Annotated in this window: 14 protein-coding genes and 1 pseudogene; 8 read left to right on the forward strand and 7 right to left on the reverse strand. The window is 67.6% G+C overall.

Features of this window, described 5'->3' with window-relative positions; all coding sequences use genetic code 11:
• Window positions 1-106 precede the first annotated feature (106 nt).
• The gene (locus QP165_RS13895) at window positions 107-1123 is read left to right on the forward strand and encodes a fumarylacetoacetate hydrolase family protein (RefSeq protein ID WP_333996089.1); all 1017 of its coding nucleotides are present in this window, start codon (window positions 107-109) and stop codon (window positions 1121-1123) included.
• Window positions 1124-1135: 12 nt separating this feature from the next.
• Here the strand turns inward: QP165_RS13895 and QP165_RS13900 are convergent, their stop codons facing one another.
• A complete protein-coding gene (locus QP165_RS13900; RefSeq protein ID WP_333996090.1) occupies window positions 1136-1483 on the reverse strand; it encodes an MmcQ/YjbR family DNA-binding protein in 348 nt (115 codons plus the stop codon).
• 195 nt (window positions 1484-1678) lie between these two features.
• On the opposite strand from QP165_RS13900, the gene QP165_RS13905 reads away from it, so the two are divergent.
• The 3 genes and pseudogenes from QP165_RS13905 to QP165_RS20095 all read left to right on the forward strand — a co-directional run bounded on the left by QP165_RS13905 (window position 1679) and on the right by QP165_RS20095 (window position 5407).
• Entirely contained in the window at window positions 1679-2986 is a 1308-nt protein-coding gene (locus QP165_RS13905; RefSeq protein WP_166746954.1) for a thiamine pyrophosphate-dependent enzyme, read from the forward strand.
• A 56-nt stretch (window positions 2987-3042) separates the two neighbouring features.
• Window positions 3043-4050, forward strand: a complete 1008-nt coding sequence (locus QP165_RS13910; protein WP_056022108.1) for an alpha-ketoacid dehydrogenase subunit beta — start codon at window positions 3043-3045, stop codon at window positions 4048-4050.
• A pseudogene (locus tag QP165_RS20095) lies at window positions 4050-5407 on the forward strand (dihydrolipoamide acetyltransferase family protein). The gene QP165_RS13910 and the pseudogene QP165_RS20095 overlap by 1 nt, the downstream one beginning before the upstream one ends.
• A 19-nt stretch (window positions 5408-5426) precedes the next feature.
• Here the strand turns inward: QP165_RS20095 and QP165_RS13925 are convergent.
• The 4 genes from QP165_RS13925 to QP165_RS13940 all read right to left on the reverse strand — a co-directional run bounded on the left by QP165_RS13925 (window position 5427) and on the right by QP165_RS13940 (window position 8418).
• Window positions 5427-6098, reverse strand: a complete 672-nt coding sequence (locus tag QP165_RS13925; RefSeq protein WP_333996093.1) for a peptidylprolyl isomerase — start codon at window positions 6096-6098, stop codon at window positions 5427-5429.
• A gap of 199 nt (window positions 6099-6297) precedes the next feature.
• The gene (locus QP165_RS13930) at window positions 6298-7494 is read right to left on the reverse strand and encodes a thiolase family protein (RefSeq protein ID WP_333996094.1); all 1197 of its coding nucleotides are present in this window, start codon (window positions 7492-7494) and stop codon (window positions 6298-6300) included.
• A gap of 37 nt (window positions 7495-7531) precedes the next feature.
• Window positions 7532-7945, reverse strand: coding sequence for a DUF4345 domain-containing protein (locus QP165_RS13935; RefSeq protein ID WP_333996095.1), 414 nt, complete (start codon window positions 7943-7945; stop codon window positions 7532-7534).
• On the reverse strand, window positions 7942-8418 hold the full coding sequence (locus QP165_RS13940; protein WP_056022111.1) for a DUF2721 domain-containing protein: 477 nt from the start codon (window positions 8416-8418) through the stop codon (window positions 7942-7944). Before QP165_RS13940 ends, QP165_RS13935 begins: the two co-directional genes overlap by 4 nt.
• A gap of 138 nt (window positions 8419-8556) precedes the next feature.
• Here QP165_RS13940 and QP165_RS13945 point away from each other — a divergent pair, with 138 nt between their 5' ends.
• Window positions 8557-9645 (forward strand): GNAT family N-acetyltransferase, encoded by a 1089-nt coding sequence (locus QP165_RS13945; protein WP_333996096.1) that lies wholly within the window; start codon window positions 8557-8559, stop codon window positions 9643-9645.
• Here the strand turns inward: QP165_RS13945 and trmB are convergent.
• Window positions 9642-10322 carry a tRNA (guanosine(46)-N7)-methyltransferase TrmB gene (gene trmB / locus QP165_RS13950; protein ID WP_333996097.1) on the reverse strand — a complete coding sequence of 227 codons (681 nt, stop codon included), beginning with the start codon at window positions 10320-10322 and terminating at the stop codon, window positions 9642-9644. The two genes, QP165_RS13945 and trmB, sit on opposite strands and share 4 nt — an antisense overlap.
• A gap of 170 nt (window positions 10323-10492) precedes the next feature.
• Here trmB and QP165_RS13955 point away from each other — a divergent pair, with 170 nt between their 5' ends.
• The 3 genes from QP165_RS13955 to QP165_RS13965 all read left to right on the forward strand — a co-directional run bounded on the left by QP165_RS13955 (window position 10493) and on the right by QP165_RS13965 (window position 12738).
• On the forward strand, window positions 10493-11104 hold the full coding sequence (locus tag QP165_RS13955; protein ID WP_056020443.1) for a phosphatase PAP2 family protein: 612 nt from the start codon (window positions 10493-10495) through the stop codon (window positions 11102-11104).
• A gap of 122 nt (window positions 11105-11226) precedes the next feature.
• A complete protein-coding gene (locus tag QP165_RS13960) occupies window positions 11227-11511 on the forward strand; it encodes a hypothetical protein (protein WP_056020445.1) in 285 nt (94 codons plus the stop codon).
• Between the two features lie 117 nt (window positions 11512-11628).
• On the forward strand, window positions 11629-12738 hold the full coding sequence (locus QP165_RS13965) for an AI-2E family transporter (protein WP_333996098.1): 1110 nt from the start codon (window positions 11629-11631) through the stop codon (window positions 12736-12738).
• 91 nt (window positions 12739-12829) lie between these two features.
• On the opposite strand, the gene metK is transcribed toward QP165_RS13965, so the two are convergent.
• Window positions 12830-14047 carry a methionine adenosyltransferase gene (gene metK / locus QP165_RS13970; RefSeq protein ID WP_333996099.1) on the reverse strand — a complete coding sequence of 406 codons (1218 nt, stop codon included), beginning with the start codon at window positions 14045-14047 and terminating at the stop codon, window positions 12830-12832.
• Window positions 14048-14096 lie beyond the last annotated feature (49 nt).

Below are 14096 nucleotides of genomic sequence, written 5' to 3' on the forward strand. Positions count from 1 at the left end.
GCGATCGGCCGGAGCGTCAAGTCGTGCGACGTCCGGCCAAGCGCGCCACTCGACTTCCGCGCTGCCCCGGGCGTAGGAAGGCGAAAACAACGAGAGGATCCGCCGCATGAAACTCGCCAGCCTGAAGGACGCAGATCCAGCCCGGGGCCGTGACGGCCGGCTTGTCGTCGTGTCGAACGATCTCGCCTGGTATGCCGACGCGACGCATATCGCGCCGACGCTGCAGGCCGCGCTCGACGACTGGGACCGGCTCGCGCCCGCACTCGAAAACCTTGCGACCGATCTCGAGCACGAGATGATCCCGATGCGGCGGTTCCACGAGCATGACGCGGCGTCGCCCTTGCCGCGCGCCTATCAGTGGGCGGATGGCTCGGCCTATGTGAACCATGTCGCGCTCGTCCGGCAGGCGCGTGCGGCCGAGATGCCCGACAGCTTCTGGCACGATCCGCTGATGTATCAGGGCGGGTCGGACGGTTTTCTTGGGCCGCGCGACGCGATCCCGCTCGCCGACGAGAGCTGGGGCTGCGACATGGAGGGCGAGGTCGTCGTCGTCACCGGCGACGTGGCGATGGGCGCGAGCCGCGAGGAGGCGCTGGCGGCGGTGCGGCTGGTCGGGCTGACCAACGACGTGTCGCTGCGCAACCTGATCCCGGCCGAGCTGGGCAAGGGATTCGGCTTCTTCCAGTCGAAGCCCGCCAGTGCGTTTTCACCGGTGTTCGTGACGCCCGAGTCGCTTGGCGACTGGTGGCAGGACGGCAAGCTGCACCGCAAGCTGATGGTCGACCTGAACGGCCAGCCCTTTGGTCGCGCCGAGGCGGGCGAGGACATGACGTTCGATTTCGGCACGCTGATCGCGCATGCCGCCAAGACGCGCAAGCTGGGCGCGGGGACGATCGTCGGGTCGGGCACGGTGTCGAACCGCGGCGCGGACGGCGGGCCGGGCAAGCCGATTGCAGAGGGCGGCGTCGGCTATTCCTGCCTGGCCGAAGTGCGGACGATCGAGACGATCGCGGGCGGCGCGGCGGTGACCCCGTTCCTGAAAAAGGGCGATACGGTGCGGATCTGGGCGGAGGACGACCGGCATCGCCCGATCTTCGGCGTGATCGAGCAGACGGTGGAGTAGCGCGCGAGCCGGCTAGGGGCGCTCGCCATAGGCCTTGCGCTGAGCCGCGGTAGCGCGGTCCCACCAGGCGCGGGCGAGCACATCCGCGATCCGCTCGCCCGCGCCGGTGCCGTAGCGGACCAGCACCGCGGGCCAGCCGTCATAATGATCGGTCTGCCAGAAGGTCGCGGGGTCGGTGTCGAGCAGGATCTCCTTCTCGTCGAGACCGATATGGAGCACGAAGCTGCCGGGATCGGGTGCGGTGGTCGACGCGAGCGTCTTGCCGCGGAACCTGAGTGCGGGCCGGCCGTAGCTGGTGCCCGGCTCGACACCCGGCAGCGTGCATCCGATCGCGACGATGGCGTCCCAGTCCTGCAGCATGTCGCCCCGTGTCCCCCCGTGTCCGCCCGCGTCCGCAGGCTGATGCTATCGCATTGATCGCACGGCGTTGCACGCCGCCGGGGCGAATGCGGAGTCCGGCAAAACTCCCTCTCGCCAATGCCGTTGAAATTTTATAACAAGGCCGCGAAGAGCGATCCGGCGCGTACGCCGCCGGGCGATGGAGATGGAGTGACGATGGCCAGCGAGCACCCTCGCGCCGATTCGCAGCCGCTGCGCAATCTACCCGGATTGACGCTGCATGTGCCCGAACCGAAGTTTCGACCCGGCGATCCGGTCGATTTCGCCGAAGTCGACGTGCCGCCCGCGGGGCAGGCGCGCCGCCCCGATACCGCGGACAAAGCGAGCGATTTCACTGATCTCGCCTATACGCTGGTCCGCGTTCTCGACGACGAGGGCCATGCGGTGGGGCCATGGGATCCCAAGCTTTCGCCCGATATGTTGCGCCGTATGCTGCGCAGCATGGCGCTGCTCCGCGCGTTCGACGAGCGCATGTTCCGCGCGCAGCGTCAGGGCAAGACGAGCTTCTACATGAAGGCGCTGGGCGAGGAGGCGGTCGCGGTCGCGGCGGCCTATGCGCTCGATTATGAGGACATGTGCTTCCCCTCCTATCGCCAGCAGGGGCTGCTGATCGCACGGGGCTGGAGTCTCGTCGACATGATGAACCAGATCTATTCGAACACCGCGGACCGGCTCGGCGGCAAGCAGCTGCCGATCATGTATTCGGTCAAGGAAGCCGGGTTCTTCTCGATCTCGGGCAACCTCACGACGCAATATCCGCAAGCCGTGGGCTGGGCGATGGCATCGGCGGCCAAGGGCGACACGCGGATCGCGGCGACCTGGTGCGGCGAAGGCTCGACCGCGGAGGGCGACTTCCATTCGGCGTGCACCTTTGCCGCGGTCTACCGCGCGCCGGTGATCTTCAATGTCGTCAACAACCAGTGGGCGATTTCGAGCTTCTCCGGGTTCGCGGGCGCGGAGGCGACGACGTTTGCCGCGCGGGCGGTCGGCTATGGCATCGCCGGGCTGCGCGTCGACGGCAATGACGCGCTGGCCGTGTACGCCGCGACTTTATGGGCGGCCGAGCGGGCGCGGACCAACCAAGGGCCGACGCTGATCGAGCACTTCACCTACCGCGCGGAAGGTCATTCGACCTCGGACGATCCGGGTCAGTATCGCAGCGAAGGCGAGCCCAATGCGTGGCCGCTCGGCGATCCGATCAAGCGCCTCAAAGACCACCTGATCGCGATCGGCGAATGGGACGATGAGCGCCACGCGGCGCAGGACAAGGAGCTCGCCGAGCAGGTCAAGGCCGCGCAGAAGGAGGCCGAGAAGAACGGCATCCTCGGCCACGGGCTGCACCAGCCGCTCGAATCGCTGTTCGACGGCGTGTTCGAGGAACTGCCCTGGCATCTGAAGGAGCAGCGTCAGCAGATGCTCGATGAAGAGGCGGCAAGCGGCCGTCCATGGGATCGCAAGGCATGAGCGACATGATCGAGGCACCCGGGTCCGACGCAGCGGATGGCGGCGAAACCACCCGGATGAACATGATCCAGGCGATCAACTCCGCCATGGACATCATGATGGAGCGCGATCCCGACGTGATCGTGATGGGCGAGGATGTCGGCTATTTCGGCGGCGTGTTCCGCGCGACCGCGGGGCTTCAGGCCAAGCACGGCAAGACGCGCGTGTTCGACACGCCTATCACCGAATGCGGGATCATCGGCGTCGCGGTCGGCATGGGCGCCTACGGCCTGCGCCCGGTGCCCGAGATCCAGTTCGCCGACTACATCTACCCCGCGCTCGACCAGCTCGTGTCCGAGGCCGCGCGGCTGCGCTATCGGTCGGCGGGCGAGTTCACCTCGCCGATCACGGTGCGATCGCCGTTCGGCGGCGGCATCTTCGGCGGGCAGACGCACAGCCAGAGCCCCGAGGGGCTGTTCACGCACATGTCGGGGATCAAGACGGTGATCCCGTCGACGCCCTATGATGCGAAGGGCCTGCTGATCGCGGCGATCGAGGACAATGACCCGACGCTCTTCTTCGAGCCAAAGCGCATCTATAACGGGCCGTTCGACGGATATTGGGATCGGCCGTCGCAGAACTGGTCGAAGCATCCCGCGGGCGAGGTCCCGACCGGGTACTACAAGATCGAGCTCGGCAAGGCGAAGATCGTCCGGGCGGGCGAGGCACTGACGATCCTCGCCTACGGCACGATGGTGCATGTCTGCGCGGCGGTGATCGCCGAGACGGGGATCGACGCGGAGATCGTCGATCTGCGCACGCTCGTCCCGCTCGACATCGAGACGATCGAGGCGTCGGTGAAGAAGACCGGGCGCTGCATGATCGTCCACGAGGCGACGCGGACCAGCGGGTTCGGCGCCGAGCTGTCGGCGCTGGTGCAGGAGCGGTGCTTCTACCATCTCGAGGCACCGATCGAGCGCGTGACCGGGTTCGACACGCCATATCCGCACAGCCTGGAATGGGCTTATTTCCCGGGGCCGGTTCGTATCACCGAGGCCCTCAAGAAGATCATGAAGGACGCATAATGGCTCGCTTTACCTTCAAGCTGCCGGATATCGGCGAGGGCATTTCGGAAGCCGAGATCGTCGCGTGGCACGTCGCGGTGGGCGACCGCGTCGAGGAGGACTCGCCGATCGCGGACATGATGACTGACAAGGCGACCGTCGAGATGGAGTCGCCTGTCACGGGCGTCGTCGTCGAACTTGCGGGCGAGGTCGGCGATCAGGTGTCGATCGGGGCCGCGCTGGTCGTGATCGAAACGGATGCGGTGGATGTCGCGGACGAGGTCGTAGCCGCGCCGCTAACCGCGGCGCAGGCGGAGACGGCCGAGCAGTATGAGGCGGAGAATCCGGGAGTCGAAGAGGTCGCAACCGAAACTCCCTCTCCCCTTCGGGGAGAGGGTCGGGGTGAGGGGCAGCCCCGGGCGGAAACGCCGGTGCCTGCTCCAGCCCCTCACCCCAGCCCTCTCCCCAAGGGGAGAGGGAGCAGAAGGGGGCCGCTGGCGCTCCGGCCGAGCAGACGGCGCATGCGCTGGCATCGCCCGCGGTGCGGGCGCGGGCGCGGGATCTGGGGATCGACCTCGCCTCGGTGAAGACCGAGTCCGACCGGGTCCGTCATGCCGATCTCGACGCGTATCTGCGGTACGGTGCGGGCCAGGGCTATCAGGCGCCGGGCGCGAGCCGGGCACGCGCGGACCAGCCGATCAAGGTCATCGGCATGCGGCGCAAGATCGCGGAGAACATGGCCGCGTCGAAGCGCGCGATCCCGCATTTCACCTATGTCGACGAGATCGACGTCACCGCGCTGGAGGCGATGCGTGCGGATCTGAACGCCAATCGCGGCGGGCGGCCCAAGCTGACGATGCTGCCGCTGATGATCGTCGCGATTTGCAAGACGATCCCCGATTTCCCGATGCTCAACGCGCGTTACGACGACGAGGCGGGCGTGGTGACGCGGCACGGGGCGATCCATCTGGGCATGGCGGCGCAGACCGATGCGGGGCTGACCGTCCCCGTCATCCGCGACGCGCAGGACCGCAACGTCTGGCAGCTCGCGACCGAGATCGGCCGGCTCGCCGAGGCGGCGCGCGCGGGCAAGCTTGCGCCGAACGAGATGGGTGGCGGGACGATCACGGTGACCTCGCTCGGGCCGCTCGGCGGGATCGCGACGACGCCGGTGATCAACCGGCCCGAGGTCGCGATCATCGGGCCGAACAAGATCGTCGAACGCCCGGTGTTCAAGGGCGACGAGGTGGTCCGCGCGAAGCTGATGAACCTGTCGATCAGCTGCGACCACCGCGTCGTCGACGGCTGGGATGCGGCGAGCTTCGTCCAGGGGCTGAAGAAATATCTCGAGACGCCGGTCCTACTCTTCGCGGACTGAGGTCCCGGACCGTGGGGCGTCAGCGCGGCCGTGGCGGGGTGGGGCGCGTCTTCATCAGCCATGGTCGCGGGCCGCTGGTCGGGCGGGGCGTGCCGTCGAGCCGCTTCGCGCTGATCAGCGCGACGCGGTTGAGGATCATCTGGCCCTTGAACGCGTCGAGCCCGCCACCGGTCGGCTTGGCGAGGATGCGGCGGACCGTGTCCATGCCGCCGACGACATGGCCGAACGCCGCATAGCCCAGATAGCCCGGGCGCGCGTCCATCGCGGGCGTCGGGCCCACGGTGATGAAGAAATTGCCGCCCGCCGAGCCGGGCTCGCTGCCGCGCGCCATCGAGATCGTCGCATCGAGATGGCGGATGCCCGTCTGCGTCGTCGTCTCGAGCGGGAAGGCAGGGAGGATGCGCCGCGCGTCGGTGCGGATGCCGCCCTGGACGAAGCCGAATTTGGGCGCCTTCTTGCTGCGTGCGGCACGGTAGAAATCGGTTCCGTCGAAACGGCCGTCATCGACATAGGCGAGGAAGTTCTCGCTCGTCTTGGGGGCGCGGCGCGTGTCGAGCGCGAGCGTGATCGGGCCTTCGGAGGTGGTGAGGCGGACGCGGACGGTGCCGGGTTTTGCGGGGGTGGGTTTCTGGGGGGCGGCGACGACCGGGGCGGCCAGCAGCGCGAGCGCCGGGAGGAACAGGAAACGCATACGCAGGGCACGACCTTGTCATTCTGAACAGGGGTCGCCCTCTATACCCCCGTCATCCTGACGAAAGTCAGGATCCAGAGCCAGGAGCGCTGTGGCCGGTTACCCTGGATCCTGACTTTCGTCAGGATGACGGAAGGGGGCGGGGGCTGGTGCGGGGCGACGGGCGGGAGGGGGCGGGGTCAGCCCGTCCCCAGCCGCGTCAGACGATCTCGAACAGGCCGGCAGCGCCCATGCCGCCGGCGGTGCACATCGAGACCACGACATAGCGGACGCCGCGCTTGCGCCCTTCGATCAGTGCGTGGCCGACGAGGCGCGAGCCGGTCATGCCGAAGGGGTGGCCGACCGCGATCGCGCCGCCATTGACGTTGTAGCGCTCGGGATCGATGCCGAGATGGTCGCGGCAGTACAGGCATTGCGACGCGAACGCCTCGTTCAGTTCCCACAGGCCGATGTCCGCCACCGACAGCCCGGCGCGGTCGAGCAGCTTCGGGATCGCGAAGATCGGGCCGATGCCCATCTCGGCGGGGTCGCAGCCAGCAGCCTGGAAGCCGCGATAGATGCCGAGAATGTCCTTGCCCTCCGCCTCGGCGGTCCGGCGGTCCATCAGCAGCTGCGCGGACGCGCCGTCCGACAGCTGGCTGGCATTGCCCGCGGTGACGCTGGTCCCGGGTCCGGAGAAATCGCCGCCGGGCCAGACCGTCTTGAGGCCCGCGAGCGCCTCGCGCGTGGTATCCGCGCGAATGCCCTCGTCCTGCGCGAGCGTGACGGTCTCGCTGCCGGTCCGGTTGCCCTGCTTGTCGAACAGCGCCTTTTCGACAGTGATCGGCGCGATCTCCTCGGCGAAGGCGCCGTTCGCAACGCCGGCCGCGGCGCGTTGCTGGCTCATCGCGGCATAGGCGTCCTGCGCCTCGCGGCTGATCCCGTATTTCGCCGCGACGATCTCCGCGGTCTCGATCATCGGGATATAGGCGGCGGGCTGCTTCTCGGTGACGCTCTGGTTGACGAAGCGGGGGGCGTCCTTCGTCACGGTATAGCTGATCGACTCCATCCCGCCGGCGAGCGCGACGTCGGCCTCGTCGCAGATGATCGTGCGCGCGGCGAGCGCGACCGCGGTCAGCCCCGACCCGCATTTCCTGTCGAGCGTGAACGCGGGCACCGATTCGGGGAGCCCGCCCGCGAAGATCGCCATCCGCCCGGCATTGCCCCCTTGCGTCCCCCATTGGTTGCCGACCCCCCAGAACACCTCGTCGATGCGCGCCGGATCGATCCCGGCACGCCCGACCGCGGCGTTCATCACATGCCCTGCCAGCACCGGGGCCTCGGTCGCGTTGAACGCGCCGCGATAGGCTTTGCCGATGGCGGTACGGGCAGTCGAGACGATGGCGGCTTCACGCATGCTAAGACCTTTCGAGGACCGGGTATGGTCGGGCGGTCTAGATCGTCGCGGCCGTGTTTGGAAGGGGGCGGCGCGACAGCCGCCACTGCCAGAGCATGAGCAGCGGCACGACGACGGTTTCCATGCCGAGCCCGAGGACATGGCCGGGCGAGGGGACGCCGACGTCGATCAGCGAGACGAGCCGCGCCAGTCCGCCGATCACGATCAGACCGCCGAGCAGTCTGAACCGCGCTCCCTTCATTTCGATCCGCGGGATGCAGCTCGCGAAGCCGATCCCCGTCGCGAAGAAGATGCCCGAGATATACCGGAAGTGGCTGTCGAGATCGCGCGGGACCTCGGCGAGGTGCCCGAACGGGGCGGGGCCGTAGAGGATGCCCTGGCCGCCGACGAGCAACGGCAACAGGCACGCGACCGCGACCACGGCCTGCAACAGGCGCCGTTCGCGTATCATGACAGCTTGTCGATCAGTTCGGCGGTGTCGAGCAGTTCGGGACGGATCCTGAAGGCGACCAGCGAGATCCGCACCTCGATCATGAAGCTCGCAAAGGCGGCAATCAGCAGGACCATCGCGAGGATGAAGGAGACCGCGACATAGGTGCCGAAATGCAGCTTGGCGAGTTCGGCGATGAACAGCAATGCGATCACGATACACGTCATGATCGCGCTGGAGACCGCGAGAAAGAGCGCGGCGTTGATGATCGTCATCCGCCGGTCGAGCAGCCGCAATTCCCAGATATGGCGGACGCGTTCGCGTCCCGCGCTGCTCGGGTGGAGCTTTTCGAGCTGTCGGGCGCGGTCGATCACGCGCGACAGCCGGCCGGCCAGCACGTTGAGCAACTGGCCGATGCCCGCGAGCATGAAGACGGGGGCAAGCGACAGCTGGATCGTCTGCGCGATCGTCGAAAGGGCGGGAAGCGGTATCATCGCGGCCACCATGCGGAATAACCGCGCCCTAGGGAAGCGCCGTGCGCGCCATCGCCATCGCGCGCTCCTCCATCGCGGGTGTGTTCGCAGCGAAGAAGGGGCACGGCTTGGTAACGCATCGATGCTATGCAGCGATCGATGTCCAAGCCCATGCTCCTGTCCGACTTCGTGCAGTTGCCACCCGACGTCCGTGTGGGGCTGGTCGAGGGGCTGAGCGCGGCGATCGACACGGTCGCCGAACGCGCCGCGGAGAGCCACCGCTTCCTGCGCTATGGCTGGTATGCCGCCGCGCTCGCCGCCTATGGCGGGCAGGCGCGCACGCTCGTCGTCGAGGAAGACGACGTGCCCGTGCTGGCATTGCCGTTCGTGCCGCTCGGGCCAGCGATGCTGCGGCTCGCGACGGTGCCGGGCTGTTACTGGCCGTTTCGCAGCTTCGGCATGGCGATCGGCGCGAGCGAGGCGGCGCAGGCGGCGGCCCTCACCACGCTCGCTACGCATATCAACGGCTTGCGGATAGGCCCGGTCGAGGACGGCGATCCGGCGGCGACCGCGCTGATCGCGCGCGCGCGCGGAGCGGGCTGGACCGCGATCGACCGGCATGTCGGCGACAGCTGGGTGCTCGATCTCGCACCGGTCGTCGACGGCCAGCCCTGGCCGCGCAATTCGACGCTGCGCAAGAACCGCTTTCACGAAAAGCATCTGGCCGGGCATGGCGCGCTCGACTGGCGGTTCCTCGATGGTACCGACTGGCCGCAGGGTTTCGCCGACCTTGGCGCGGTCGAGGCGACGAGCTGGGTCGCGCACGACACCGATCGTCGCGACATGAAGTTCGTCGCGGAGGGCCATCTCGCCTTCTGGACCGCAGCGGTGGTCGACCCGGTGCTCGGCGACATGTTCCGGGCCGCGGTGCTCGACGTCGACGGCACGCCCGCCGCCTTCTCGTTCGACATCGACACAGGCGCGCTGATCTACGCGATCGCCAACAGCTATGATCCGCGCTTTGCGAAGCATTCGCCGGGCAAGCTGCTCTACTGGCGCAACCTCGTCGCGGTGATGGCGCGGGGCGCGACGCGCGTCGACTGGGGCGCCGGCGACAGCGGGTACAAACAGGTGATCGGCGCGACACAGGGCGCACCGATCCGCGATTGGCTGCTGCTCAGGCCCGGGCTGCCGGCGCTCGCCGGTCGCGCGCTGGCCGGCTGGTGGCGGCGCAGCGGCGGGCGCTAGTCGCGGATATAGCGGAAATACCAGACCTCGTGGCCCTGCCGCCGTGCCTTTCGCTCGTAGCGCGTTTCGGGCCAGTCGTCGGGGCGCGTCAGAAAGTCGGCGGGGGTCCGCGCCTGCCAGGTGAAGTCGCGGCGCTGGTCCATGATCATCATCGACCAGCGGCAATAGGTCGGATCGTCGGTCCCCAGCCGGAATTCGCCGCCCGGCTTCAGCTTGGCGGCGATCGTGTCGAGCGGCCCGTGGTTGACCATCCGGCGCTTGGCGTGGCGCGCCTTACGCCATGGATCGGGATGCAGCAGGTACAGCCGGTCGAGGCTCTGATCGGGTAGCCGCTCGATCACTTCGAGTGCATCGCCCATATAGAGCCGGACATTGTCCAGCGCGCCATCGCGGATATGGCCAAGCGCACCGACGACGCCGTTGAGGAACGGCTCGCAGCCGATGAAGCCGATATCGGGGTTCGCCGCGGCCTGTCCCGCCAGATGTTCGCCTGCGCCGAAGCCGATCTCGACGTGCAGCGGGCGGTCGTCGCCGAACAGCCGCGTCGAGTCGATCGGCCCGTCTTCGGGCACCGACAGGCGTGGCAGCATGTCCTCGACAAGCGCGGACTGGCCCTGGCGGAGCTTATGGCCCTGGCGACGGCCATAGAGGCGGCGGATAATGGAGGGGTCGGTCATCGCCGCGCGCTCTAGCGGTCGATTGCCACGGAGCAAAGCGTCGAGCGACCCGTTACAATGGCGTAATGGCCAAATCCGGTAGGTCCGGATCGCCCGGATGGGCAGGCAGATCGGGTCGCGAGGGTGCCGCCGCCTGCGGTATCGGGCGGACGGCGACGGGAGACGCGACGATGACGGCGAAGAACGATACGGCGGCGGCACTCGTCGAGGCGGACCGCAAGACGACGTACAAGCTCGCCGAGAAACGCGACGCGCCGCTGGTCAAGGCGACGGGGTTCCTCGCCGAGGTCGCGGACCAGCCGCAACTGATCGCGACGTCCATCGGGACGTTGGTGATCGGCCTGATCGCGCGACGGCCCGACCTGACGCGGGGTGGCGCACGCATGCTGGCCGCGCATTTTGCCGCGACGATGGCGAAATCGGCGATCAAGCACTCGGTCGATCGCACGCGCCCCGCGCCTGCGATCGAGAAGGGGCGTGCGCGCTTCGAACCCGGCGACAGCGAGGATCATGAGGAAACTTCGTTCCCGTCGGGGCATACAGCCGGCGCAGTCGCGGTCTCGCGCGCGGCGTCGCGCGATATCGACGGCGTGGCAGCGCCCTCCGCGCTCGCGACGATCGCGGTCGCCGCCGCGCAACCCGTCAACGGCAAGCATTATCTGTCGGATCTCGTCGTCGGTGCAGCCGTCGGCTGGATCGCCGAGGCAATGGTGAGTGCGGTGTTCGACCGGGTATTTCCGCCGGTCGACGACGCGCACATCGTCGCGGCCGGGCGGGCCTGATACGCAAGACTGATATGCGCGTGGACGGCACGGGATCGTCGCCACAAAACGTGTGATTCATCGCCGATGGAACCGTTACACCTGCGTGACGGTTACGTCGGCCTTAGAAAGGGATTTTTCCAATGAAGACAATTGCTACCGCACTGATCCTGGGCATGCTCACGGTCCCGCTCGCCGCTTGTGGCGGCAAGGGCGACGACAAGCTCGGCAGCCAGGTCGAGGGTGCCGCCGAGAATCGCGCGGACGCGCTTGAAGCGGCTGCCGACAATCTCGAGGATCGCGCCGAGGCCGTGCGTGACCAGGGCGAGAAGCAGGGCGAAGCGATCGACGATGCGGACGTGAACGCCGCCGCAATGTCGGACACGCAGAAGGCAGCACTCGTCAACGGCAGCGCAAAGCTCCGTTGATCGATCCACCCGATCCCCGTCGGCAGGTGCTGGGGGATCGGGTGTCGACCGGAGCACCGGCGCCGTACCGCCATGACGCCCGGGAGTCATGCGGCGGGGATTCATGGGGGATACACGATGATCGATCGGCGTCGGCTCGAAACGGGCGGCTTTCTGATATTCTTGATGGTGATCACGATCGCGCTTGCGGTCGTGGTGTCGACCTTTGCGCTGGCGCTGCTGTGGGCGGCGCTGGCGGCGATCCTCTTCCAGCCCTTGTACCAGTGGCTGCTGACGCGGATGCCCGGCAGGCGCAATCTCGCCGCGGCGCTGACGTTGCTGATCATCCTGTTCGCGGTGGTCGTTCCGAGCATGATCATCGGCGGCATGATCGTCGATCAGGCCGGGACGGTCTATACGCGCATCCAGAGCGGCGACATCAACTTCGCCGCCTATTTCAACCAGGTGCACGACGCGTTGCCGACGCGCCTGCAGACGCTGCTCGACAAGGCCGGGTTCGATTCGATCGAACGCATCCAGGCGCGGCTGTCGGAGACGATGGGCAACAGCGTGCGGACGATCGCGAGCCAGGCGCTCTCGATCGGGCGCAATGCGGCGGCGTTCCTGCTGGCCTTCGGTATCGCGCTGTACGTGATGTTCTTCCTGCTCCGCGACGGCGAGACGATCGGCCCCAAGGTGTGCGACGCCTTGCCGCTCGAGCGGTCGGTGACCGGTGCGCTGGTGGAGAAGTTCGTGTCGGTCGTCCGTGCGACGATCAAGGGGACCGTGATCGTCGCGCTGGTGCAGGGCGGCCTCGGCGCGCTGACGTTCTGGATCGTCGGGTTGCCGGCCGCGTTGCTGTGGGGACTGTTGATGGCGCTGACGTCGCTGCTGCCCGCGCTAGGGCCGGCGATCGTCTGGGTGCCGGTCGCGGTGTATCTGCTCGCGACCACGGCGATCTGGCAGGGCCTTGCGGTGATCGTGTCGGGCGTGGTGGTGATCGGACTGGCGGACAACATCCTGCGTCCGATCCTCGTCGGTCGCGACACGGGGATTCCCGACTATATCGTGCTGGTGACGACGCTGGGCGGGATCGAACTCGTCGGTCTCAGCGGGATCGTCGTCGGACCGCTCGTCGCGGCGCTGTTCCTGACGGCATGGCAGATCCTGACCGACCAGCGACATCGTCAGCCGGCGGGTGCGCCGCTGGTCGTCGAGCGGGATACGGGCAGGGCGGGGCCGGACTGATCGGCCCGTCCCGGCGCACGCTGCTCCAGATACGAAAAAGCCTCCCCGGACAGTCCGGGGGAGGCTTTTTCATGAGCTGATACGCGCCGTGTTACGCGGTGGCGGCCTTCAGCTTCTCGACCAGATCGGTCTTTTCCCAGGTGAAGCTGTCGCCCTCGGGATCGCGACCGAAATGGCCGTAGGCGGCGGTCTTCTTGTAGATCGGCGCGTTGAGCTTGAGGTGCTCGCGGATGCCCTTCGGCGTCAGGCGCACGAGCTTCGGCAGGACCGCCTCGAGCTTGGCCTCTTCCACTGTGCCCGTGCCATGCGTGTCGACATAGACCGACAGCGGCTCGGCGATGCCGATCGCGTAGCTCAGCTGGATCGTGCAGCGACGCGCGAGCCCGGCAGCGACGACGTTCTTCGCGAGATAGCGCGCGACATAGGCGGCCGAGCGATCGACCTTGGTCGGATCCTTGCCCGAGAACGCGCCGCCGCCATGCGGGGCTGCGCCGCCGTACGTGTCGACGATGATCTTGCGGCCGGTGACGCCTGCGTCGCCATCGGGGCCACCGATCTCGAACTGGCCGGTCGGATTGATGTAGATCGCGGTCGCGTCGGTGATGAAGCCGTCGGGCAGCACGTCCTTGAACACGCCCATGACATAGTCACGCAGCACCGCGTACTTGGCGGGATCGGCGTTGTCGCCCTTCTCGCAATAGCCCGGCGCGTGCTGGGTCGAGACGACGAGGGCGGTCGCACCGACCGGCACTTCGTTCTCGTACGACAGCGTCACCTGGCTCTTGGCGTCAGGCTCGAGGAAGGGTGCTGCGCCCGAATGACGGTCTTCGGCCATCCTGGCGAGGATCTTGTGGCTGTAATACAGCGTCGCGGGCATCAGGCCGGGGGTCTCGTCGGTGGCGTATCCGAACATGATGCCCTGGTCGCCGGCGCCCTCGTCCTTGTTGCCGCTCTCGTCGACGCCCATCGCGATGTGCGCGGACTGGGCATGGAGGTTGTTCTCGAAGCGGAACGTCTCCCAGTGGAAGCCCGACTGCGCGTAGCCGATTTCCTTGACGGTGTTGCGGACGGCCGCCTCGATCTCGTCCAGCACGCCGTCGGCCCACTGGTCGTTCTCGAAGATTCCCTTGCCGCGGATCTCACCGGCAAGCACGACGAGCTGCGTGGTCGTCAGCGTCTCGCAGGCGATGCGGGCCTGCGGATCCTTGGCGAGGAACAGGTCGACGATGGTGTCGCTGATCTGGTCGGCGACCTTGTCGGGATGGCCTTCGGAGACCGACTCGGAGGTGAAGAGAAAGGACTTGCGCATGGAACCTCTTCGCAAAAGGCCTGCCGCGAAAGGGTCGGCAAGCGTCATA

The sequence above is a fragment of the Sphingomonas sp. 22R3R2A-7 genome (assembly GCF_036856055.1).
Lineage (GTDB): Bacteria > Pseudomonadota > Alphaproteobacteria > Sphingomonadales > Sphingomonadaceae > Sphingomonas.